This window comes from Halomonas sp. RT37 (assembly GCF_040070525.1).
GTDB lineage: Bacteria > Pseudomonadota > Gammaproteobacteria > Pseudomonadales > Halomonadaceae > Halomonas > Halomonas litopenaei.
The window spans coordinates 4,569,618-4,591,305 of the sequence record NZ_CP098827.1; the positions used below are offsets into that span (position 1 = coordinate 4,569,618).

18 protein-coding genes are annotated in these 21,688 nt (G+C 67.3%); 5 read left to right on the top strand and 13 right to left on the bottom strand.

Features of this window, described 5'->3' with window-relative positions; translation table 11 throughout:
* Nucleotides 1–98: 98 nt before the first annotated feature.
* Nucleotides 99–1,688 (bottom strand): nitric oxide reductase transcriptional regulator NorR, encoded by a 1,590-nt coding sequence (gene norR, locus NFG58_RS19965; protein ID WP_348827221.1) that lies wholly within the window; start codon nucleotides 1,686–1,688, stop codon nucleotides 99–101.
* A gap of 490 nt (nucleotides 1,689–2,178) precedes the next feature.
* On the opposite strand from norR, the gene hmpA reads away from it, so the two are divergent.
* Complete coding sequence (gene hmpA / locus NFG58_RS19970; protein ID WP_348827222.1) at nucleotides 2,179–3,363, top strand: NO-inducible flavohemoprotein; 1,185 nt, start codon at nucleotides 2,179–2,181, stop codon at nucleotides 3,361–3,363.
* Between the two features lie 208 nt (nucleotides 3,364–3,571).
* On the opposite strand, the gene NFG58_RS19975 is transcribed toward hmpA, so the two are convergent.
* From NFG58_RS19975 to NFG58_RS20025, 11 genes are all read right to left on the bottom strand, one after another.
* The gene (locus tag NFG58_RS19975; protein WP_045993526.1) at nucleotides 3,572–5,086 is read right to left on the bottom strand and encodes a tripartite tricarboxylate transporter permease; all 1,515 of its coding nucleotides are present in this window, start codon (nucleotides 5,084–5,086) and stop codon (nucleotides 3,572–3,574) included.
* A 3-nt stretch (nucleotides 5,087–5,089) separates the two neighbouring features.
* Entirely contained in the window at nucleotides 5,090–5,629 is a 540-nt protein-coding gene (locus tag NFG58_RS19980) for a tripartite tricarboxylate transporter TctB family protein (RefSeq protein WP_348827223.1), read from the bottom strand.
* Nucleotides 5,630–5,675: 46 nt separating this feature from the next.
* A complete protein-coding gene (locus NFG58_RS19985; protein WP_348827224.1) occupies nucleotides 5,676–6,647 on the bottom strand; it encodes a tripartite tricarboxylate transporter substrate binding protein in 972 nt (323 codons plus the stop codon).
* Nucleotides 6,648–7,061: 414 nt separating this feature from the next.
* Nucleotides 7,062–8,501 (bottom strand): amidase, encoded by a 1,440-nt coding sequence (locus NFG58_RS19990; protein ID WP_348827225.1) that lies wholly within the window; start codon nucleotides 8,499–8,501, stop codon nucleotides 7,062–7,064.
* Complete coding sequence (locus NFG58_RS19995) at nucleotides 8,498–9,790, bottom strand: Zn-dependent hydrolase (protein ID WP_348827226.1); 1,293 nt, start codon at nucleotides 9,788–9,790, stop codon at nucleotides 8,498–8,500. The genes NFG58_RS19990 and NFG58_RS19995 overlap by 4 nt, the downstream gene beginning before the upstream one ends.
* 27 nt (nucleotides 9,791–9,817) lie before the next feature.
* A complete protein-coding gene (locus tag NFG58_RS20000) occupies nucleotides 9,818–10,513 on the bottom strand; it encodes an ABC transporter ATP-binding protein (protein ID WP_108132114.1) in 696 nt (231 codons plus the stop codon).
* Nucleotides 10,513–11,265, bottom strand: coding sequence for an ABC transporter ATP-binding protein (locus tag NFG58_RS20005; protein ID WP_108132113.1), 753 nt, complete (start codon nucleotides 11,263–11,265; stop codon nucleotides 10,513–10,515). Before NFG58_RS20005 ends, NFG58_RS20000 begins: the two co-directional genes overlap by 1 nt.
* Nucleotides 11,258–12,292 carry a branched-chain amino acid ABC transporter permease gene (locus NFG58_RS20010; protein ID WP_231498583.1) on the bottom strand — a complete coding sequence of 345 codons (1,035 nt, stop codon included), beginning with the start codon at nucleotides 12,290–12,292 and terminating at the stop codon, nucleotides 11,258–11,260. The genes NFG58_RS20005 and NFG58_RS20010 overlap by 8 nt, the downstream gene beginning before the upstream one ends.
* A 1-nt stretch (nucleotide 12,293) precedes the next feature.
* On the bottom strand, nucleotides 12,294–13,154 hold the full coding sequence (locus NFG58_RS20015) for a branched-chain amino acid ABC transporter permease (RefSeq protein ID WP_108132112.1): 861 nt from the start codon (nucleotides 13,152–13,154) through the stop codon (nucleotides 12,294–12,296).
* Nucleotides 13,155–13,213: 59 nt separating this feature from the next.
* Nucleotides 13,214–14,407 carry an ABC transporter substrate-binding protein gene (locus tag NFG58_RS20020; RefSeq protein WP_348827227.1) on the bottom strand — a complete coding sequence of 398 codons (1,194 nt, stop codon included), beginning with the start codon at nucleotides 14,405–14,407 and terminating at the stop codon, nucleotides 13,214–13,216.
* Nucleotides 14,408–14,515: 108 nt separating this feature from the next.
* Complete coding sequence (locus tag NFG58_RS20025; protein WP_231498582.1) at nucleotides 14,516–15,295, bottom strand: FCD domain-containing protein; 780 nt, start codon at nucleotides 15,293–15,295, stop codon at nucleotides 14,516–14,518.
* A gap of 278 nt (nucleotides 15,296–15,573) precedes the next feature.
* Here NFG58_RS20025 and NFG58_RS20030 point away from each other — a divergent pair, with 278 nt between their 5' ends.
* The 4 genes from NFG58_RS20030 (at nucleotide 15,574) to NFG58_RS20045 (ending at nucleotide 20,839) form a co-directional block, all read left to right on the top strand.
* A complete protein-coding gene (locus NFG58_RS20030; protein WP_261395372.1) occupies nucleotides 15,574–16,854 on the top strand; it encodes an aminotransferase class III-fold pyridoxal phosphate-dependent enzyme in 1,281 nt (426 codons plus the stop codon).
* A 198-nt stretch (nucleotides 16,855–17,052) separates the two neighbouring features.
* On the top strand, nucleotides 17,053–18,549 hold the full coding sequence (locus tag NFG58_RS20035) for a CoA-acylating methylmalonate-semialdehyde dehydrogenase (protein WP_348827228.1): 1,497 nt from the start codon (nucleotides 17,053–17,055) through the stop codon (nucleotides 18,547–18,549).
* Nucleotides 18,550–18,914: 365 nt separating this feature from the next.
* Nucleotides 18,915–19,910 carry a peptidase U32 family protein gene (locus tag NFG58_RS20040; protein WP_348827229.1) on the top strand — a complete coding sequence of 332 codons (996 nt, stop codon included), beginning with the start codon at nucleotides 18,915–18,917 and terminating at the stop codon, nucleotides 19,908–19,910.
* Between the two features lie 11 nt (nucleotides 19,911–19,921).
* Nucleotides 19,922–20,839, top strand: coding sequence for a U32 family peptidase (locus NFG58_RS20045; protein ID WP_348827230.1), 918 nt, complete (start codon nucleotides 19,922–19,924; stop codon nucleotides 20,837–20,839).
* A gap of 86 nt (nucleotides 20,840–20,925) precedes the next feature.
* Here NFG58_RS20045 and NFG58_RS20050 read toward each other — a convergent pair whose 3' ends face one another.
* On the bottom strand, nucleotides 20,926–21,486 hold the full coding sequence (locus NFG58_RS20050) for an SCP2 sterol-binding domain-containing protein (RefSeq protein WP_348827231.1): 561 nt from the start codon (nucleotides 21,484–21,486) through the stop codon (nucleotides 20,926–20,928).
* Between the last annotated feature and the right edge of the window lie 202 nt (nucleotides 21,487–21,688).

Sequence of the window (21,688 nt, forward strand, 5' to 3'; positions counted from 1 at the left end):
TGCCGCAAACCTGACTCACGCTGGCAAGCCCTGCATCCCCCAACCCAGCCCCAACCCCGCGACAGCCTCGCACGCCCTTGGCGATAACCAGGCCAGAATCAGGCCTTTAGCCCCAGCCGCCTCGCCAGGCGATGCAGATTGCCGGGGTCCAGCCCCAGCCGGCGAGCCGCCCCTGCCCAGTTGCCTTCAGTGTCCAGGGCCTGCCGGATGTGCTCGCGCTGAAAGGCCTCGGTAGCCTCCCGCAGCGAGGGCTCTCGATCCAGCGCCTCGCCCGCTGGACGATCGGCCGGCGACACGGCGCTTCGAGACGTGTCGCCTTGCGCTGCGGGCGCGCCAGTGACCCGGGCTGTCGCCGGCGCCAGCCCCAGGTGTTCGACCTCGATGCGTACGCTACGGCGGCGAGCATCGGGCGTCCCGAGCACGTCCACCGAGGCCAATGCCAGCAGCGAGGCACGTGCCAGCAGTGACTCCAGCTCACGTACGTTGCCGGGCCAGTGCCAGGCCGCCAGCGACACCCGCGCGGCCTCGCTCAGGCGCAGGTTGCCGACGCCGAGACGCACCCGGTTCTGCTCCAGGAAGTGTCCGACCAGCAACGCCAGGTCCTCGGGACGCTGGCGCAGCGGGGGTACCTCCAGCGGAAAGGCGCTGAGCCGGTGATAGAGATCCTCGCGAAAGCGCCCCTGGGCGACCTCCAGGGCAAGATCACGGTTGGTCACCGCGACCACTCGAACGTCGACATGCTGGAGCCGATCGCTGCCCAATGGCTGGACCTCGCCTTCCTGCAGCACCCGCAACAGCTTCGGCTGCAGCTCCAGCGGCAGCTCCCCCACCTCGTCCAGCACCAGGGTGCCGCCGTCGGCCATCTGGAAGTGCCCGCGATGGTCGCTGGTTGCCCCGGAAAACGCCCCGCGCCGATGGCCGAACAGGGCGCTCTCGATCAACGAGGCAGGAAGTGCGGCGCAGTTCACCACCACCAGTGGCCCGTCGGCACGTCGCGAGCCGTGATGGAGGGCATGGGCGATGCGTTCCTTGCCGACGCCGGTCTCGCCCAGCACCAGCACGCTCATGTCGGTGGCGGCGACCAGCTCCACCGAGGCCATCAGCTTGCGCATGGCGCCACTGCGCCAGCCGGTCAGCCGACGCGGCAACTGGCCGTGGTCATCGCGCTGCAGGGCGAGCTGCAGGCGGGCGCCGTCCAGACGCCGGGACAGCCGCAGGCAGGTGCCCAGCAACTCGGCCGCCGCCAGCAGGCCCTGGTCATCCAGCTCGGCCAGCGCCCCCGGAGTCAGGGCGTCCAGGGTGACCATGCCGATCAGCTCATCACCGTCGCGCAACGCCACCCCCAGGCAGTCATGGACAGGGCTGAGACCGTCATCCAGCAGCCCGTCGTAGGGATCAGGAAGGGGCGAGTCCGCGGCAAAGCGGCAGACCCCCGGCGCCTCGGCGATGGCGGCAAGGCGAGGATGCTCGGCCAAGGCGAAGGTCCTGCCGGCCACGCCCTCGGGCAGGCCGATGGTGGCCACCGGCCTGAGACCGGAGCCCTGCGCCACCAGCAGCGCGCTGGCATCCGCCGCGGTGGGGGCCACCAGTGATTCGAGCACGCCCTGCCAGGCCTCGGCGAGCTCGGGACCCTGCTCATCGCCCAGGCGCTGCAGCAGGGCACGCAGGCGTCGTAGAAAGCTGACCACCTAGAATGTCCTTTTGACTATCAATAGTGTCAAAACGATAGCACTTGTAGTGTCAGATCGACATGCAACCTCGATTTCATTCGCAAGAGGTACCACTGTCCTGGGCGAATACCGGGACAGAATCGGGTCGCAAACGTGGCCGGGAACCGGGCCAGAAAAAAAGGAGCCGGGTAGCGTGACCAGCGCTCTCGACAAGCGCCCTGTGGATCCACACTGCCCGCTCATTACCTACTCTGGATCACCCGCACTGTGGCAAGTTGGCGCACCTTAAGCGAAGCGGCATATCGCTTGCTCCATACAGGGTACAGAAAGGCGACGAGCGATACGCCCCGACCCCGTGGAAGCACCGCAGGTGTCGAGGCATATCAACCGATGCTCTGTTCACAAGCTGTAGAGAAAAAGTAGGCCCAAACGAGCCAGGCCTCCGACACGGTGAATGTTTTTTGCCACAGTGGGAGCGCGCTGCGCCATATCCCTGACAGGAGACGCCATGACCACCGCTGCCCAAGACGCCATCATCGATGCCACCGCCCCTCTGGTCGCCGAACACCTCGACGCCATCACCGCCCGTTTCTATCCGCTGATGTTCGAGCGCTACCCGGAGGTCAAGGCGGTGTTCAACCAGGCCCACCAGGCCGACGGTGGCCAGCCGAAGGCGCTGGCGCGAGGGATGCTGGCCTATGTCGGCCTGCGCCGCCAGCCCCAGGAAGTCATCGACTCGATGCAGACGGTGATCAGCAAGCACGTCTCGCTGGGCATCCAGCCCGAGCAGTACCCCATCGTCGGTGAATGCCTGATGGCCGCCATCGGCGAGGTGCTGGGCGAGGTGGTGACGCCGGAGATCGCCGACGCCTGGGCGGCCCTGTACAACGACCTGGCCGCGCTGCTGATCGCCGCCGAAGCCGAGCGCTACCAGGCCTTCGCCGAGCGCCCCGGCGGCTGGCGTGGACTGCGCGAGTTCCGTGTCGCCCAGATCCAGCGCGAGTGCGAGGTGATTCGCTCCTTCACCCTGGAGCCGGTCGACGGCCAGCCGGTGGCCGACGCCGAGCCCGGCCAGTACATCGGCCTGCGCCTGGCGGTGGACGAGGCAATCGTGCATCGCCACTACAGCCTCTCCGGCAGCCCCAACGGCCGTAGCTATCGCATCTCGGTGAAACAGGAGCCGGGCGGTCTGGTCAGCAACTTCCTGCACCAGCAGATGCGCGTCGGCGACACCCTGGAACTGCTGCCCCCCGCCGGTGAGCTGACCCTGGACGATGGCGATGCGCCGGTGATGCTGATCAGCGGCGGTGTCGGCCAGACACCGATGCTGCCGCTGGCGCGCCAGGCCCTGGCCCAGGGACGCCGGGTCTGCTACGTCCACGCTGCCCGGAATATCGACCACCACGCCTTCCGTGGCGAGGTCGAGGCCCTTGCCAGAGACTATCCACAACTGCTGACCCGGGTCTGCGCCTACGAGGAAGGCGACGGCGGCGACATCAAGGGCCGCCTCGAGCGTGAGCTGCTGGCCCGCCTGCTGCCCGGCGGCGACGCCCAGTGCTACTTCGTCGGCCCGCCGCCCTTCATGAGCGCCATCGACAGCCATCTGGCAGAACTGGGTATCCCCGAGCAGCGCCGTCACTACGAGCACTTCGGTCCCTCGCGTCCGCTCGACCATAGCAAGAGCGTCGCCTGAGCCGCAGCTGGCTATCTTGTTCGACGTGTCTGCGCTGCGCCGCCGTCATGAAAACTTCGGTCCCTCGCGTCCGCTCAGCAACACCAGTAGCGTCGCCTGACAAGCACGTCTGACCGACCGTCGCGTTCCACTCAGCCCACCACGACAAGGCCGCGCCCGAGGGCGCGGCCTTGTCGTGTCTTGCGGCGGTCGCTCACTGGCCAGGACATCAGGCGTGCTGTCGCGCCTCAGGCTTTCTCACCACCATGAAGTAGTAGAACACCCCGGTCAGCGCCAGGAAGAACAGGCTGTCGGGACTGGTGAGGAAGATCAGCGGGTTGCCGTCGGACAGCGACAGCGAGCGTCGGCAGTATTCCTCCAGGCTCGGGCCGAGCACGAAACCGAGCAGCAGGCAGGCCACCGGATAGCCCTGACGCCGCAGCAGGAAGGCGAGCACCCCGAACACCAGCGCCAGTCCCATCTGGAAGATCGAGTAGGTAGCCACGTAGCAGCCGACCAGCGCGATCACCGCGATGCTGGCGTAGAGCACATCGCGGCGGATCGAGACGATGCGCACGAACCAGGGTCCCAGCACGTAGAGCGTCAGCGGCACCATCACCAGGGCCGCCACCAGCAGCGCCATGAACATCGGTGCCACCAGCGCAAGCTGGCTGTCGAGGAACTGCGGCCCGGGCTGCAGGCCGTTGATCACCAGCACGCCCAGCACGATGGCGGTGGTGGGATCGCCGGGAATACCGAAGGACAGCATCGGCACGAAGGCGCCGCTGCACATGGCGTTGTTGGCGCCCTCCGCCGCCGCGATGCCCTCCACCGACCCCTTGCCGTACTTCTCCGGGTGGCGTGAGCTGCGCATGGACTCGGCGTAGGCGACAAAGGCCGCCATGGAGCCTCCGGCGCCCGGCAGCACGCCGACGCTGTAGCCGATGATGGCGGTCTTGACGTAGCGATAGACGCCGATTTCACGCACCTCGTGCCAGGGTGGAATAAAGTCCCGGCGGCGAATGACGCTGGCCTTGATGGCGTCGACCTCGACGGTGCGCGAGGCGCGGTTCTGCGACTGAACCAGCAGCTCACTGACGGCGAAGGCACCGATGACCAGCGGCATGATGTCGATGCCCTGCATCAGCACGCCGGTGCCGAAGGTGAAGCGGGTGACCGGCTGCATCACATCGATACCGACAGTGGCCACCATCACCCCCAGGGTGGTGGCGACCAGACCCTTGGAGATGGCCCCACGCTGGGAGATGACGATCACGATCAGGGCGAAGGCGATCAGCGAGAACTTGCCCGGCGTGCGAATCAGCAACGCCGCCTCGGTGGCCAGCGGCGCCATCACCATCAGCATGATGGCACCCAGGGCACCGCCGATCATCGACGCCAGGGCGGCGTGGCCCAGCGCCTTGGCGCCCTCGCCCCGCTGCTGCATGGGGTAGCCCTCGATGGCGGTCATCATCGAGGCCGGGGCACCGGGAATATTGATGGTGGTGGCGGTGATGCTGCCACTGCACATGCCGGCCATGAAGATGGCGGCGCAGGCGACCAGCGCCGCGGTGATGTCGAGGCTGTAGGTCAACGGCAACAGCAGGGCAATGGCCAGCATCGAGGTGAGCCCCGGCACGGCGCCAAAGAAGGTGCCGATCAGGTAGCCGCCGATCAGGTAGGGCAGGATGTCGGGCTGCATCAGCACGGCAAGGCCCTTGGAGAGTTCGATCAGATAGTCCATGGGTCAGATCCAGGGCGTCGGCAGGCGAACCTGGAACACCAGCTCGAAGAGCCCGTATCCCAGCAGGGTGAGCACGCCGGCCACCAGCGCCTTGAACGCCAGCGCCTGCGGCGAGGGCCGCCCGGTGGCGAAGGCCAGCGTCATGCTGAAGGCGTAGAGGAAGGTGGCGATGAAGTAGCCAAGGTGGGCAAACAGGGCGATATAGACGGCGGTGAGCAGGGTGACCGCCACCGGCCCCCGCCACGCCGCCACCTTTGCATCGCCACGGTTGTCGCCGCCCTCGTCGCTTTCCCCGGCGCCGGCCTCACCACCTGCCTCGCCACTGGCCGCCTCGCGTCGATCGGCGAGGATCACGCCACCCAGCGCCAGCAGCATGACCACGGCGAGCGCTACCGGGAAGAAGGAGGCGGTCAGGGCCCCGTTCTTGATGGGCGGGGCTATCTTGAACGCCTCGAGCAGATAGATCAGGGTCAGGGCCAACAGGCAGATGACGACACCTGTCGGCCCCGTCAGCCAGGTCCCCAGGCGGGAGAGCGATTTCATCGGGAGTCCTCCGGAAAAGAGCCGCCACCGCGGTGGCGGCGCGGGCTTACTGGCCGATCAGGCCGGCTTCCTTCAGCTCGTCCATGCGCGCGAACAGCTCATCCTGGGTCTGTTCGGCCCAATCCTCGACCTCATCGGTGCCCAGCCAGTTGGGAGTGACACCGACGTCGACCAGCCAGTTCTGGAATTCCTCGCTGTCGTAGGCCTGCTGATAGGCCGCCTCGAGGGCCGTCACGGCGTCGTCCGGCGTATTGGCAGGCGCCGCCAGGATCACGAAACTGCCCATCTGGATGTCGTAGCCCAGCTCGGTTGCCGGGGGCACGTCGGGGAAGCTCTCGCTCTGGACGTCGGTGAACTCCACCAGGCCACGGGCGTCACCCGCCGAGATCAGCGATTCGAAGTCACCGAGGCTGGTCAGCGCCAGGTCCACCTCGCCGTTGAGCAGGGCCTCCTTCTGGGGCGCCGCGCCACCGGGATAGGAGACGATCTTGAACTCCACCTCGGCCTGGTCCTGCAGTTGCAGCAGCGTCAGGTGGGTCCGCGAGCCCATGTTCTGGATACCGGCACGGATCTCCCCAGGCGCGGCCTTGGCGGCTTCGATCAATGCCTCGAGGCTATCGAAGCGCGAATCCTCCGGCACCACGACGGCGTCCGGCTCGCTGGTGATCCGCGCGATCAGATCCAGCTTGTCGATATCGTAGCCGGCCAGCATCCCCTGCCACGGGATGGTGACAACGCTGTCGTAGGTCAGCGCGATCAGGGTGTAGCCATCGGGGCGCGCACCCAGCGCCTGCACCAGGCCGTTGGCGCTCATGCCGCCTTCGATGTTCTCGACGTAGACGGTGCCTCCCAGCGGCTCCTCGGCCAGGTTGGAGATCTTGCGAACGATACCGTCGGTACCGCCGCCGGCGCCCCAGGGCACGATCATGCGAACGTCGCGCTCCGGATAGTCCGCCGCGACCGAGGCACTGACGACCAGCGCCAGGCCACCCAGGGTCATGCTCATCGACTTGCGCATCTCTTCCACTCCTTGCCACCGTCAGGGCAGTGCTTGTTGTTGGCTTGCGGGGACGGCCGACGCAAGGCGGTGTGGCCGTTCCTGTGGGGACTGCTGCTCTTGTAGTTGCCGCTCTTGTGACGACTACTTCGGCTTTTGCACTTAAGGTATTACATCATACAAAGTATTCGTGTACCCAAGATAGCCAGAGCATGACGACGGCGAAATGCGACTTTAGTGAAGGATATCCGTCTGTCGGCGCGGCACCGGCGCCATAAGAAGGCGCTTCATCAACTGGGCGCCATAAGAAGGCGGCATTGATCGGGCGCCATGAAAAACGACAGCGGGGCCGATCGGCCCCGCTGTCGTTTGCGGTCTACTCTCTATCACCCTCGCCGCATCGTCTGCTTTATCCGCCCTGAAGGACGCAGCGCCTTAGCCCAGCCCCGGCGGGCTCAGCCGAGGCAGGCGCGACTGCAGCAGCGCGGCCGCCTGCATGACCCTGTCATCGCGGAACTTCGGCCCCACCAGATGCAGCCCCACCGGCAGCCCCTGGTCGTCCAGCCCGCAGGGCAGCGACGCCGCCGGCTGCTGGGTCAGGTTGAACGGATAGGTGAAGGGGGTCCAGTCCATCCATTCCCGGTAGGGGCCGCCCGGCGGCACGTTATGACCGGCCGCGAAGGGCGAGATCGGCATCGTCGGGGTCACCAGCAGATCGAAGCGCCGATGAAAGTCGGCCATGCAAGCGGTCAGCTCGGCGCGCCGGCGGCGGGCGTCAAGGTACTCGGCCAGGGGAATATCGGCGCCGCGACGGGCGATCTCGAGAAAGCCGGGGTCCAGCAGCGCCTGCTGCTGTGGCGACAGCCTCGAAAGGGCCTGGGAGGCGCCGGAGAACCACAGCGTGTTGAAGGTGTCGATGGGATCCTCGAAGCCCGGGTCGAGCCGCTCGACCCGAGCCCCCAGCGCCTCGAGCTCACTGGCGGCCTGCTCCACCCGGGCGCGGATATCCGGCGCCACCTGGACGTAGCCCAGATCCAGGCTCAGCGCGACGCGCCAGCCACGCAGGTCCTGCGGCGGCGGCGCGCGCCAGTCGATGGGACAGGGGCCGCCAAGGTAGCCGTCGCGAGCGTCCGGCTGCGCCAGCAGGCTCATCATCAGGGCGCTGTCCTCGACACTGCGGGTCATCGGTCCCAGATGTGACAAGGTGCTCATGGCGCTGGCCGGCCACTGGGGCACCCAGCCGAAGGTCGGCTTGATGCCGAAGGTGCCGGTGAAGCTGCAGGGGATGCGGATGGAACCACCGGCGTCGCTGCCCTGGTGCAGCATGCCGAGGTTGAGCGCCGCCGCCGCCCCGGCGCCCCCGGAGGAGCCCCCCGGGGTCAGCGCAGGATTCCAGGGATTGCGGGCGATGCCGTGGAGCGGATTGTCGGTCACCCCCTTCCAGCCGAACTCCGGCGACAGGGTCTTGCCGACGATGATCGCACCGGCCTGGCGCAGAAAGCCGCTGACCGGGGCGTCCACCTTCATCGCGGCATCCGGGTCGCTGGTGCGCGAGCCCATGCGGGTCGGCATGTCACGGGTCAGCGTCAAATCCTTGATGGTGACCGGGATGCCATCCAGCGGGCCGCATGGTGTGCCCTCGCGCCAGCGCCGGGTGGAGGCCTCGGCGGCACGCAGCGCCTCGTCGCCGGCGACATGGGCGAAGGCGTTGACCCTTGGGTTGTCCCGCGCGATCCGCGCAAGGCAGTCCTCGATCACCTGGCTCGGGGTCAATCGTCGCTTGCGAAAGGCCTCGAGCGCCTGGCAGGCGCCCAGCTCGGCCAGGGCCGGCTCGTCGCTGGCCTGGCGCCCAGGGGGGAGCGTTGCCTGACTCATCGCTGCCCTCCCTCGGCCCGAGCGGCGACGCCGGCGCTGTCCAGCACCGCGTGGAGCAGCACGTTGCAGCCGGCGTGCAGGTCCTCCGGCGTGGCGTACTCGATCTCGTTGTGACTGATGCCGCCTTCACAGGGCACGAAGATCATGGCGGTGGGCGCCACCCGGCCAAGGAAGATGGCGTCGTGACCGGCTCCACTGACGATGTCCATGTGCGACAGGCCATGGGCCTCGGCGCCGGCACGCACCGCCTTGACGCAGGTCTCGTCGAAGGCCTCCGGCGGGAAGTCCGCGGTGGGCGTGAGTTCCGCCCGCAGACCGTGACGCTGGCTGACCTCGGCCACCACCTCGGCGAGCCGGGCGGCCATGTCCTCGAGGGCGTCCGATTCCAGATGCCGCAGGTCGACGGTCATCCGCACCTGGCCGGGAATCACATTGCGCGAGCCCGGGTGGGGCGTCAGTACGCCGACGGTGCCGCGCCCGTGGGGCGCCGCCTCGTTGGCCATGCGGTTGACCGCCAGGGTGATCTCGGCGGCGCCGACCAGGGCGTCCTTGCGCAGGTGCATGGGAGTGGGGCCTGCGTGGGCCTCGACGCCGGTCAGGGTGACATCGAACCACTTCTGCCCCAGCGCGCCGATCACCACGCCCAGGGTGGTGGCGGTATCCTCGAGCAGCGGCCCCTGCTCGATATGGGCCTCGAAGTAGGCCTTCACCTCGTCGAGGTCCACACGGTCGCTGCCGCGATAGCCGATGGCGTCCAGCGCCTCACCGACACTGACCCCTTCGTCGTCGCAGCGGGCCAGCATCTCATCGAGGCCAAGCTCGCCGGTGAACACCCCGGAGCCCATCATGCAGGGCGGAAAACGGCAGCCTTCCTCGTTGGTCCAGGCCACCACCTCGACCGGAGCCCGGGTGGTGATGGCGTGCTGGTTGAGGGTGCGGATGACCTCGAGCCCGGCCAGCACGCCGAAGCAACCGTCGTACTTGCCGCCGGTGGGCTGGGTGTCGATATGACTGCCGGTCATCACCGCCGGAAGGCCGGGCTCGCTGCCCTCCCGTCGGGCGAAGATGTTGCCGATGGCGTCGATGCGGATCTGGCAGCCCTCGGCCCGGCACCAGTCGATGAACAGGTCACGGGCCTGACGGTCGAGCTCGGTCAGCGCCTGGCGATTGACGCCACCCTTGGGGGTAGCGCCCAGCTCGGCCAGGGTCATCAATGATTGCCACAGGCGCTCGCCGTCGCTCTTGAGCACGGCGCCGGCAGCCTCGGATGGGGTCACGGAAACGGTCATGGGTATCATCCTTGCAAAAGAGTGGTCTCAGGCGCTCAGGGCCAGGTAGCGATCACGCACGCCGGGATCGTCACGGAAGTCGTCGGCGCTGCCGGTGTAGACGATCTGGCCCTGCTCGAGGATGTAGTGGCGGTCGGCCACCGCCTCGCAGACCCGCAGGTTCTGCTCGACCAGCAGCACCGACAGGCCCTCCTCGCGGATCGCCTTCAAGATCTTGACGATCTCGTCGACGATGACCGGGGCCAGGCCCTCGGTGGGCTCGTCGAGCAGCAGGATCCGCGGGTCGTTGAGCAGCGCCCGGGCGATCGCCAGCATCTGCTGCTCGCCCCCGGACAGGGCGTTGCCGCGGTTGCGGCGGCGCTCCTCGAGGCGCGGAAACCAGCGATAGATGTCGGCCATCTGCCAGCGACTGCCGGCGCGTACCGCGATCTGCAGGTTTTCCTCCACGCTGAGGATGCTGAAGATGCCGCGGTGCTCCGGCACCAGCGCCACGCCCTGGCGGGCGATGCGAAACGGCGGCTGGCCAAGCAGCGACTGACCGTTGAGCTCGATGCTGCCGGCGGGAGTGTCGACCAGCCCCATGATACTCTTCAGGGTGGTGGTCTTGCCGGCACCGTTACGCCCCAGCAGGGTCACCAGCTCGCCCTCGCCCACCGTCAAAGAGACGCCTTCGAGCACATGGCTCTTGCCGTAGTAGCTGTGGATATCCTTGATCTCGAGCATCAGGCGGCCTCCCCCAGATAGGCGTCACGCACGCGGGCATCACTGCGCACGGTCTCGGGGTCGCCCTCGACCAGCACCTGCCCGCGGTTCATCACGGTGATGGTGTCGCTGATCGACATCACGATGCTCATGTTGTGCTCGATCAGCAGGATGCTGTGGTCCTTGCCCAGCTCGCCAATCAGCGAGGTCATGCTGGGGATATCGTCGATGCCCATGCCCGAGGTGGGCTCGTCCAGCAGCAGCAGCTTGGGCCGCGGGCAGATCGCCATGCCCACCTCGAGGATGCGCTGCTGGCCGTGGGACAGCTCCCCTGCCGCCACCCCGGCGCGCTCGGCAAGACCGATGCGCTCGAGGATCTCGTCGGCTCGAGCCAGGTGCTCGCGGCGCTTGTTCAGGCGTTGCCAGAAGTTGAGCGCGCGCCAGCCGTCGATGCCCTGGGCGGCCAGGCGCAGGTTTTCGTGGACGCTGAGCTCCTGGAACAGGCTGGTGACCTGGAAGGAGCGCGACATGCCCAGGCCGACCCGGCCGTGGGGCGGCTCCCTGGTGATCTCGCGGCCATCGAGCAGGATGCGCCCGGCGGTGGGCCGACGCTCACCGGTGAGGCAATGGAACAGGCTGGTCTTGCCGGCGCCGTTGGGTCCGATCACGGTATGGATGCTGCCGCGGGCGATACGCAGGCTGACTCCGTCCACCGCCCGAAAGGCACCGTAGGCCAGGGCCAGGTCGCGGGTTTCCAGCAGTACGTCAGTCATGGCTGGCCTCCTTGTGCGGTTCGGCGTGGTTGCCACGGCGTCGCTCCAGCAGGCTCGACAGCCCGCCCCACAGACCGCCGCGCATGAAGATCACCACCGCGATCAGCGCCACGCCCAGCAGCAGCATCCAGCGCGGCCAGATCGACGACAGCAGGTCGCCCAGCAGCACGATGGCGCCGGCGCCCAGCAGCGAACCGAACAGCGAGCCGGTCCCGCCGATGATGGTCATGATCAGGATCTGCTCGGACATCAACAGCTCGATATTGGACAGCGGCACAAAGTTCAGCAGCATGCCGTAGAGCGCCCCGGCCAGGGCGGTGATGCCGCCGGACAGCACGAATACCATGATCTTGAACAGGCGGGTGTCGTAGCCCAGCGCCGAGGCGCGCTGCTCGTTTTCGCGGATCGCCAGCAGGGTGCTGCCGAACGGCGAGTCGGTGATGCGCCGGGCCACCACGTAGATCAGCGCGAACAGGGTGGCCACCAGGGCATAGAAGGCCAGCGGCGAGGCGAAGCTGATCAGGGTCGTCTCGCCCACCGCCAGCGGCGGGCGCGGCACGTCGAGCAGGCCATTGTCGCCGCCGGTCCAGTCGCTCAGGGTGTAGGCTAGGAAGTAGGCCATCTGGGTCAGCGCCAGGGTCAGCATCACGAAGTAGATGCCCTTGCGCCGGATGCACAGCATGCCCACGCCAAGCGCCAGCACACAGCCCGCCACCACGGCGATCAGCAGCGCGCCGATCAGTCCTGCGTCGAGGTGGATCATCGCCAGCGCGCTGATGTAGGCACCGGCGCCGAAGAAGATCGCCTGGCCGAAGGACAGAAGCCCGGTGAAGCCGAGCAGCAGATTGCAGGCCAGTGCGGCCATGGCAAAGATCAGGATCTCGGTGGCCAGGGTGGCGGAGGGCAGCACCAGCGGCAGCAGCACCATCACCGCCAGCATCGCCAGGGTGGTGCCGGCGCCGAGACGCCCCTTGAAGCGGCGCCGGCCTGGGTTGGCAGCGGCGGTATCGAGTGTCTTGGTCATCATCTCATGCTCTCCCGAACAGTCCGTGGGGACGCAGCAGGATCACCACCGCCATGGCGGCGTAGATCATCAGGCTGGCGCCCTGGGGCCACAGCGAGGTCATCAGGCTCTGCACTACGCCGACGATCAGCCCCGCCACCAGGGCGCCGGTGAAGGACCCCATGCCACCGATCACCACCACCACGAAGGCCAGGCCCAGCACCTCCGGCCCGATGAAGGGGTGCGCCCCGCGCAGCGGCGCCGACAGCACCCCGGCAAGCCCGGCCAGGCCCACCCCGAGGGCGAAGGTGATGGAGAACAGGCGAAAGATGTTGGAACCCAGCAGCGATACCATCTCGGTGGACTCGCTGCCGGCGCGCACCAGCGCGCCGAAGCGGGTGCGTTCGAGCAGCAGCCACAGCACCACCGCCACCAGGGCGCTGAAGCCGATCAGAAACAGCCGGTAGTAGGGGTAGGCGAAGTTGCCGATGCGTACCACGCCCTGCAGTGCCTCCGGGGTGGGGATGCTCTTGCCCACCGGGCCCCAGATCATGATCGACAGCTCCTGGATGATCAGCGCGATGCCCAGGGTGACCAGAATCTGGAAGGTATGCGGCAGGTGGTAGATGCGCTGGATCAGGCTGCGCTCCAGCGCCCAGGCCAGCAGCGCCACCAGCAAGGGGCCTGCGATCAGCGCCAGCCAGAAGTTGCCGGTCAGGCTGACCAGGGTGTAGCAGAGGTAGGAGCCCACCAGAAAAAAGGCCCCGTGGGCGAAGTTGACGAAGTTCAACAGTCCGAAGATCAGCGTCAATCCCACCGAAATCAGGAAATAGATCATCCCGAGCCCCAGACCGTTGAGGATCTGGAACAGATAGACGTTAAGCATGGTCCCGACTCCTGTCGTGCCGGGGACGCCGTCCCCGGCAGATTGGCAAGCTGACAGCCTTACAGCTGGCAGGGCGAGTCCTCAGGGGTGACGAAGGAGCGCCCGGCGCTGATCACGTCGGCGTAGTCGTCGGGGTCTTCCATTTCGCCCTCGGCCTTGCCCTTGAGCAGGTAGTAGTCCTTGATCACCTGATGGTCGGAGGCGCGGATGGTCTCCTCACCGGTGGGGCCCTGGTAGGTGTAGCCTTCCAGCGCCTCGATCAGCGTCGGACCTTCGCTGGCCCCGCTGGCGTCGGCCACTTCAAGCATCACGCGTGTCATGGTGTAGTCGGCAGCCAGGGGATAGGTCGGAGTGATGTCGTAGGCCTCGCGCACCGAGGCCACCAGCTGCTGGTTGAAGGGGGTGTCGACCTCGTGCCAATACTGGGCGCCGAAGTAGATGCCGTCGACGTTGGCTGCGCCGAGTTCCTCGAACTGGTCGAGGCCCGCCGACCACACCATCAGGATGTCCATCTGCTCGTTGAGGCCGAAGTTGCGCGCCTGGCGCAGGGCGTTGGAGGACTGGGAGCCGAAGTTCAACAGCACCAGCACGTCCGGCGCCGCCGACATGGCGTTGGTCAGGTAGCCGGAAAACTCCTGCTCCTGCAGCGAGTGATAGCTGTTGCCGACGTGCTCGACGCCGAACTCCTCGAACACCGCCTTGGCGTTGTCCAGCAGCGCCTCGCCGAACACGTACTCGGGGGTGATGGTGTAGAAGCGCTTGGCCTCGGGTAGCGCCTCGATCAGCGGCACCAGGGTCTCGCGGATGGCCCCGTAGGTCGGCACCGACCAGCGGAAGGTGGAGGCATTACACTCGCTGCCGGTCAGCTCGTCGGCGCCGGCGGGGGTCATGAACACGCCCTCGACGCCGGCGACTTCCTTGCCCACCGCCAGCGCCGTGGATGACAGGGTGGCACCGTTGAACAGTCGCCCGCCGTCCTGGTTGATCGCTTCCTGCACCTTGCGGATGGCGCGGCCGGCGTTGCCCTCGGTGTCCAGGCTGACGTACTCGATATCGCGGCCGAGGGTTTCTCGGGCCTCTTCCACCGCCAGCCGGGAGCCCATCTCGGCGTACTTGCCGTAGCTGGCGAAGGCACCGGACAGGGACTTCACCCCATAGAAGGTGAGCGGCTGTTGATCCTGGGCCAGCAGCGGCTGGGTCGCCAGGCCAAGGGCCAGGGCGGAAAGCATCAGGGAGGTCTTGCGCACAGTCATTGTTGTTCCTCTTTTTTCGACGTCATCGGAGTGGATGAGGGGTCGCTGGCGTGGGGTGGCAGTTGTTGTCATTGTTGGTTGGTTTGCCGCAGGTCGGGGGCCAGGAGGCTAGCCGCCCGCCTCGCCGAGGGCGTCAGGTGAGACCAGGAACTGCTTGGCCATCTCGCCCTCCAGGGCCGACATATGGTGCTCGGCGTCACACATGTGCTCGTACATCAGGCGGCGCACCGCCTCGCGGTCGCTGGCCTCGAAGGCCTCCAGCAGGGCGATGTGATAGCGGATGTTCGATTCATCGAAGGCGTGGCGCTCCGGCTTGTAGGCCTTCTTGATGACGACCAGGTCGCGCAGCAGGTCGTTGAGGAAGGTGCTCATGAAGCGCAGCAGCGGATTGGGGCAGTACTCGGCCAGGATGTTGTGAAACTCGAGCTCCAGCATGCGGTGCTGGCGCTGGCTGAGTTCGTCCTCATGGGGCCGCTGGCACTGATCGATGTTGTCCCGCAGCCGGGTCAGCCCCGCCGCATCGAGCCGGTCCATGGCCGAGACCGCCACCTCGACCTCCACCATCCGCCGCAGCTGATAGACCTGGCTACCGTCCACGTGCTGGAAGTGCAGAAAGTTGCGCAGCGCGCGGCAGGCCGGATCGACGGTCACCTCGCGGATGATGGCGCCGCCACCGGGGCCGGTCTTGAGCGCGACCAGGCCTTCCACCTCGAGCACCCGCAGCGCCTCGCGAATGGTGCCCTTGGCGCATTCATAGCGCTCCATCAGGGCCTTCTCGTTGGGCAGGCGGTCACCCGGCGACAGGTTCTCCATCACGATCTTCTGCTTGATGTCCTCGCAGATCAGGTCCGCGAGCTTCTGTCGGCGCTGGGGAAAGGAAGTCGGCACGGATCGCCTCGGTCATTTATTCGAATAAATATAAGGATTAGACCCGTTGCGTGAATTGGTCAAGAAAAGAAATCGCCGACACTAAACGTTTATCTTTACTCACGTGAACGACAACAAAGAGTGATTTTACAAACCTGAAGCCCTGTCCATGCTGAGTCCATGCCCGCCCTGCGGCCCCTGACTGGAGACTCGCCATGCTGACCTTCGACACCCTCGATACCCGTCCCGACGCCCACGCCGAGCGCCCTGCGGGGGCCGGGCTCAACCATCACTACTGGATGCCGTTCACCGCCCACCAGGACTTCCACCAGCATCCGCGGATGATCCAGGGCGCCGAGGGCCGTTACTTCATCGACGACCGCGGCCGCCGGGTGTTCGATTCACTGTCGGGTCTGTGGACCTGCGGCGCCGGCCACAACCGTGAAGAGATCCGCGAGGCGGTGGCCCACCAGCTCGGCAGTCTCGACTTTGCGCCGAGCTTTCAGGTGTCCCATCCGCTGGCCTTCAAGCTGGCCGAGAAGGTCGCGAGCCTGACCCCGGCGGGACTCGACCATGTGTTCTTCACCGATTCCGGCTCCGAGTCCGCCGATACCGCGCTGAAGATGGCCAAGGCCTACTGGCGGCTCAAGGGCCGCCCGGAAAAGACCCGCATGATCGGCCGCGCCAAGGGCTACCACGGGGTCAACATCGGCGGCACCAGCCTTGGCGGCATCGGCGGCAACCGCAAGCACTTCGGCCAGTTGCTGGACTCGAGCCACCTGCCCCACACCCTGCAGCCGAACCAGGCCTTCACCCGGGGCCAGGCCGAGACCGGGGCCGAACTCGCCGATGCGCTGCTCGAGCAGATCGCCCTGCACGACGCCTCCAACATCGCCGCGGTGATCGTCGAGCCGATGTCCGGCTCCGCCGGGGTCATCGTGCCGCCCAAGGGCTACCTCGAGCGGCTGCGCGATATCTGCTCGGCCCACGACATCCTGTTGATCTTCGACGAGGTGATCACCGCCTTCGGCCGCAGCGGCGCGCGCACCGGCGCCGAGGCCTTCGGCGTCACCCCTGATCTGATGACGGTGGCCAAGCAGATCACCAACGGCTGCGTGCCGATGGGTGCGGTGATCGCCTCTGGCGAGATCCATGACACCTTCATGCACGCCGGCGGCCCGGGGCACGCCATTGAATTTCCCCACGGCTACACCTACAGCGGCCATCCGGTGGCCTGCGCCGCCGCCCTTGCCGCGCTGGACCTGCTCGAGCGCGAGGACTTCCCGGCCCAGGTCAGGGCTATCGCCCCGGCCTTCGAGGATCGCCTGCACGCCTTGAAGGGCCGCTCCCATGTGGTCGACATCCGCAACTTCGGCCTGGCCGGGGCGATCCAGCTGGCCCCGCGCGACGGTGATCCGGCCATCCGCCCGCGCGACGCCCACCTGGCGCTGTGGGAGGCCGGCTTCTATGTGCGCTTCGGTGGCGACACCCTACAGTTCGGCCCTCCCTTCGCCACCACCGAGGCCGAGCTCGAGCGCCTGTTCGACGCCGTCGCCGAGACCCTCGACCGGCTCGACTGAGGCCGCTTGACTGGGGCCGCTCGACCAAGACCGCTTGCCTGAGCCCGCTCGCCTGGGGCCGCTTGCCGGTACCCAGCGCCCGGCTTATCCACCTGAAACCGACAGCCTGTGGACAACCTTTACACCCACTGTTCACAGCGTTATCCACAGCGCGGACGGGTCTTTCCCGTCCACCCTTTCGACACTTGAGGACCCTCGATGGACAACGTCAATCACTGGATCAATGGTCAGGATCTCGAGGCCAGCCGCCATCTGCCGGTCACCAACCCGGCCACCGGCGAGACCATTCGCCAGGTCGCCGACGGCGACGCCGACACCGTCAAGGCCGCCATCGACGCCGCCCAGGCGGCCTTCCCGGCCTGGCGCGATACCCCGCCGGCCAAGCGCGCCCAGGTGATGTACCGCTTCAAGGCGTTGCTGGAGCGTGACGCCGATCGTCTGGTGCGACTGATCAGCGAAGAGCACGGCAAGACTCTCGAGGACGCCATGGGCGAGCTCAAGCGCGGCATCGAGAACGTCGAGTACGCCTGCGGCGTGCCGGAGCTGCTCAAGGGCGAGTACTCCCACAACGTGGGGCCGTCCATCGACGCCTTCTCCAACTTCCAGCCGCTGGGCGTGGTGGCCGGCATCACCCCGTTCAACTTCCCGGCGATGGTACCGCTGTGGATGTACCCGATGGCCATCGCCTGCGGCAACGCCTTCGTGCTCAAGCCCTCCGAGAAGGACCCGTCCGCCGCCCTGGCGGTCGCCCGCCTGCTCGAGGAAGCCGGCCTGCCCCAGGGCATCATGAACGTGGTCCAGGGCGGCCGCGAGACCGTCGAGGCGCTGCTCGACGCCCCCGAGATCAAGGCCGTGTCCTTCGTCGGCTCGACCCCCATCGCCGAGACCATCTACCGGCGTGGTGCCGAGAGCGGCAAGCGGGTGCAGGCCCTCGGTGGCGCCAAGAACCACGCCGTGGTGCTGGCCGATGCCGATATCGACAACGCCGCCAACACCCTGATGGGGGCCGCCTACGGCAGCGCCGGCGAGCGCTGCATGGCGATCTCGGTGGCGGTGTGCGTCGGCGATGACACCGCCGACCGCCTGATCGAGGCCATGGAGCCCAAGATCGCCGCGCTGAAGATCGGCCCCGGCACCGACAAGGGCCTGGACATGGGCGCCCTGGTCACCGCCCAGCATCGCGACAAGGTGCTCGGCTATATCGAGAAGGGCGTGCAGGAAGGCGCCACCCTGGTGGCCGACGGCCGCGAGCTGGTGGTCCCGGGCCACGAGAACGGCTTCTTCGTCGGCGGCTGCCTGTTTGACCGGGTCACCCCGGAGATGACCATCTACCGCGAGGAGATCTTCGGCCCGGTGCTGTGCGTGGTGCGTGTCGACAGCCTCGACGAGGCCATCGCCCTGACCAACGCCCACGAGTACGGCAACGGCACCTGCCTGTTCACCCGTGACGGCGAGGCGGCACGTCGCTTCACCGACGCCATCGAGGTCGGCATGGTGGGTATCAACGTGCCGCTGCCGGTGCCGGTGGCCAGCCACAGCTTCGGCGGCTGGAAGCGTTCGCTGTTCGGCGACCTGCACGCCTACGGCCCCGACGCTGTGCGCTTCTACACCCGCCGCAAGGCGGTGTCACAGCGCTGGCCCTCGCCCTTCGAGACCACCCAGGCGGAGTTCCACTTCCCCTCCGGCGGTCAGTAGGCACCGGCATGAAGACCACGGGCCCTGCGGGGCCCGTTTTCGTTTACGACAGCGAGCCGCTGATAACCACTGACAGGCGACTTATACACCGCCTTCCACAGCCCCTGCACCGCCTGCCCACCACTTTTCACAAGGTGCCACACAGGGTTATCCACAGAACGACTCACAAGTTCATCCCCACCTTTATCGACACGCCTGGCCCGCAAGTCGGCCCCCCACTATCGCCAGGTTATCCACACCCGGCCCCGGTGCAGCGCGTCATCTCTTCGCTCCATCCCCTACTTCATTGGCGGACACTGATACGCATCAAGCCGACGGTGTCCGCGCGGGGCTAGCATGGCGCCTCTCTTCGCTCGGAGATCGACATGGAACTGGTCTGTCCTGCGGGTAGCCTGCCCGCTTTGAAGCGCGCCGTGGACGAGGGCGCCAACGCGGTCTACTTCGGCTTTCAGAACGCCACCAACGCCCGCCAGTTCGCCGGGCTGAATTTCACCGACAAGCGCGCCCGCGAGGGTATCGACTACGCCCACGCCCGGGGCTGCCGGGTGTTCTGCGCGATCAATACCTACCCGCAGCAGTCGAGCCTGGCTCAGTGGCGCGCGGCGGTGGACCAGGCGGCTTCGCTTCAGGTCGACGCCCTGATCCTGGCCGACCCGGGCCTCCTGGCCTACGCCGCCGAACGCCACCCGGACATCCCCCGCCACCTGTCGGTGCAAGGCTCCGCCACCAGCCACGAGGCGCTGGCCTTCTACCACCGCGAGTTCGGCATCCGCCGTGCGGTGCTGCCCAGGGTGCTGTCGATCCACCAGGTGCGCGACCTGGCCCGCCACAGCCCGGTGGAGCTCGAGGTGTTCGCCTTCGGCAGCCTGTGCATCATGGCCGAGGGCCGCTGCTATCTGTCGTCCTACCTGACCGGCGAGTCGCCCAACACCCACGGCGTGTGCTCGCCGGCGGCCCACGTGCGCTGGGAGGAGACCGCCAGCGGACGCGAATCGCGCCTGAACGGCGTGTTGATCGATCGCTACCGCGCCGACGAACAGGCCGGCTACCCGACCCTGTGCAAGGGACGCTTCAACGTCGAGGGCGACGTCGGCCACGCCATCGAGGCGCCGACCAGCCTCAACACCCTGGATCTGCTGCCCCAGCTGGCGTCACTGGGCATCAAGGCGATCAAGATCGAGGGTCGCCAGCGCAGTCCGGCCTATGTGGCCAGCGTCACCCGAGTGTGGCGCCAGGCGCTGGGTCATCTGGACCAGGCCGGCGACGACTACCGCCCCCAGGCCGACTGGAGCGCCGCCCTGGCGCCGCTGGCCGAAGGCTCCACCCACACTCTCGGCGCCTACGAGCGCGACTGGAAATGACAGGAGGCGAGATGACCGCTGCTTCACTGGAGTTGAGCCTTGGCCCGGTGTCCTTCTACTGGACCCGCGAGCGCTACTTCGCCTTCTATGAACAGGCCTGCCACTGGCCGCTGACCAGCGTCACCCTGGGCGAGACCGTGTGCTCGCGACGGCGCGACATGAAGCTCGCCGACTGGCTGGAGATCGGCCACCAGCTCACCGCCGCCGGCAAGCAGGTGATCCTCGGCTCGCAGACCCTGATCGAGTCCAACGCCGACCTGCGCGACCTGACCAGGCTATGCGACAACGGCGACTTCCTGGTCGAGGCCAACGACATGAGCGCGGTGCACCGGCTGTCCGAGGCGGGCCTGCCCTTCGTCGGCGGCCCGGCGCTCAACCTCTACAATGTGCCGACCCTGGAGATCCTCAAGCGCGCCGGCATGTTCCGCTTCGTCGCCCCGGTGGAGTTGCCCGGCGCCGACCTGGCCCGGCTGCTGTCTGACGCCCGCGAGGCGGGGCTGGCGCTGGACTGCGAGGTGCTGGCCTACGGCCACCTGCCGCTGGCCTGGTCGTCACGCTGCTTTACCGCGCGCCACCACCAGCACCCCAAGGATCGCTGCCAGTTCGTCTGCCAGGACTATCCGGAAGGGCTGTCGCTGACCACCCAGGACGACAGCCGTCGACTGTTCACCCTGAACGGTATCCAGACCCTGTCCGGGGCCTGTCAGGACCTGCGCCACGAGCTTGCCGAGATGGCCACAATGGGCGTCAGCGCGGCCCGGCTGAGTCCGCGTTCAGAGGGGATGGATGAAGTGGTGGCGGACTTCGACCTGGCCCGCCAGGGACGCTACCCGGCGCCCTCGCCGCTGGCGCTGGTCGACGCCGAGCTGTGCAACGGCTACTGGCACGGCCAGGCAGGGATGGATCTGGCGCCGGTGCTGGAAGACTAGGCGCTCCTTCCCACCCGCTCCGCGTTACTCAGGAGGCCGGTTCGCCGGCCTCCTGCGCTAGATGGCTCAACCCGCCAGCCAGGAGGCTAGGCCTCGCGAGGCAGCCAGCGCTGCAGCTGGCCCAGCGCCTCGAGCAGGTAGGGATGCAGCAATTCCATTTCCTGGCCATCCAGCAGGTTCTTCACCGTCAGCCCCAGTTCGGTGTCACCTTCCAGGCACAGCCGGCGCTGGAAGAACAGGCTGTCCGGGTCTTCCTCGCGGCTGGCCAGGCAGGCGAACTCCCGCCAGCCCCCCGCCACCTTCACCTCCCAGGGCGCGTCGGTGACCTGCAGGCGACCGTGGGTAAGCGTCAGGGTGACCGCCAGCGCCAGATCATCGATGGACAGACACACCCGGCGCCCTTCGAGCACGTCGAACTCACCGTCGGCCAGTGGCTCGGCCAGGGTGCGGTTGAGCCAGGGCTCGAGACTCGTGCGCAACAGCGGCAGGGGCAGCGGGCCGAGACGGCGCATCAGTGACAGATGCAGACGATGGGGCACCCGGGTCAAGGCACCAGACGTCAACGACGACGGCAGCGAAGGAAGGGTGGGCAGGGCAGGAAGGGCAAGAGAAGGCAACGACAGCGAGCCGAGCGGCGACAGCGACATGACGGGTTCCTGGTCAAGCGGCACGACGCCGCCGGGTCATGCTAGCGATACCCCGCGCCTGTGTTCGTGATGTGCATCAACACCCCCCGCGCACCAACCCTTCCACACATTGCGGTGGCAACCGCTCATCGGGTACCGCCGAGTAGCAGCGCCAATACTCACCGACAAAAAAGGGCGCCTCATTGGCGCCCTCTTGTTCGTA

What these genes read in the sequence shown, in the direction of transcription:
- NFG58_RS19975 (WP_045993526.1), bottom strand. Translation starts at nt 5,086, where the DNA reads ATGGACTATCTGATCGAACTCTCCAAGGGCCTTGCCGTGCTGATGCAG.
- NFG58_RS20045 (WP_348827230.1), top strand. Translation starts at nt 19,922, where the DNA reads ATGACCGCTGCTTCACTGGAGTTGAGCCTTGGCCCGGTGTCCTTCTAC.
- NFG58_RS19995 (WP_348827226.1), bottom strand. Translation starts at nt 9,790, where the DNA reads ATGACCGTTTCCGTGACCCCATCCGAGGCTGCCGGCGCCGTGCTCAAG.
- NFG58_RS20005 (WP_108132113.1), bottom strand. Translation starts at nt 11,265, where the DNA reads ATGACTGACGTACTGCTGGAAACCCGCGACCTGGCCCTGGCCTACGGT.
- NFG58_RS20040 (WP_348827229.1), top strand. Translation starts at nt 18,915, where the DNA reads ATGGAACTGGTCTGTCCTGCGGGTAGCCTGCCCGCTTTGAAGCGCGCC.
- NFG58_RS20050 (WP_348827231.1), bottom strand. Translation starts at nt 21,486, where the DNA reads ATGTCGCTGTCGCCGCTCGGCTCGCTGTCGTTGCCTTCTCTTGCCCTT.
- NFG58_RS19990 (WP_348827225.1), bottom strand. Translation starts at nt 8,501, where the DNA reads ATGAGTCAGGCAACGCTCCCCCCTGGGCGCCAGGCCAGCGACGAGCCG.
- hmpA (WP_348827222.1), top strand. Translation starts at nt 2,179, where the DNA reads ATGACCACCGCTGCCCAAGACGCCATCATCGATGCCACCGCCCCTCTG.
- NFG58_RS20015 (WP_108132112.1), bottom strand. Translation starts at nt 13,154, where the DNA reads ATGCTTAACGTCTATCTGTTCCAGATCCTCAACGGTCTGGGGCTCGGG.
- NFG58_RS20030 (WP_261395372.1), top strand. Translation starts at nt 15,574, where the DNA reads ATGCCGTTCACCGCCCACCAGGACTTCCACCAGCATCCGCGGATGATC.
- NFG58_RS20035 (WP_348827228.1), top strand. Translation starts at nt 17,053, where the DNA reads ATGGACAACGTCAATCACTGGATCAATGGTCAGGATCTCGAGGCCAGC.
- NFG58_RS19985 (WP_348827224.1), bottom strand. Translation starts at nt 6,647, where the DNA reads ATGCGCAAGTCGATGAGCATGACCCTGGGTGGCCTGGCGCTGGTCGTC.
- NFG58_RS19980 (WP_348827223.1), bottom strand. Translation starts at nt 5,629, where the DNA reads ATGAAATCGCTCTCCCGCCTGGGGACCTGGCTGACGGGGCCGACAGGT.
- NFG58_RS20020 (WP_348827227.1), bottom strand. Translation starts at nt 14,407, where the DNA reads ATGACTGTGCGCAAGACCTCCCTGATGCTTTCCGCCCTGGCCCTTGGC.
- NFG58_RS20000 (WP_108132114.1), bottom strand. Translation starts at nt 10,513, where the DNA reads ATGCTCGAGATCAAGGATATCCACAGCTACTACGGCAAGAGCCATGTG.
- NFG58_RS20010 (WP_231498583.1), bottom strand. Translation starts at nt 12,292, where the DNA reads ATGATGACCAAGACACTCGATACCGCCGCTGCCAACCCAGGCCGGCGC.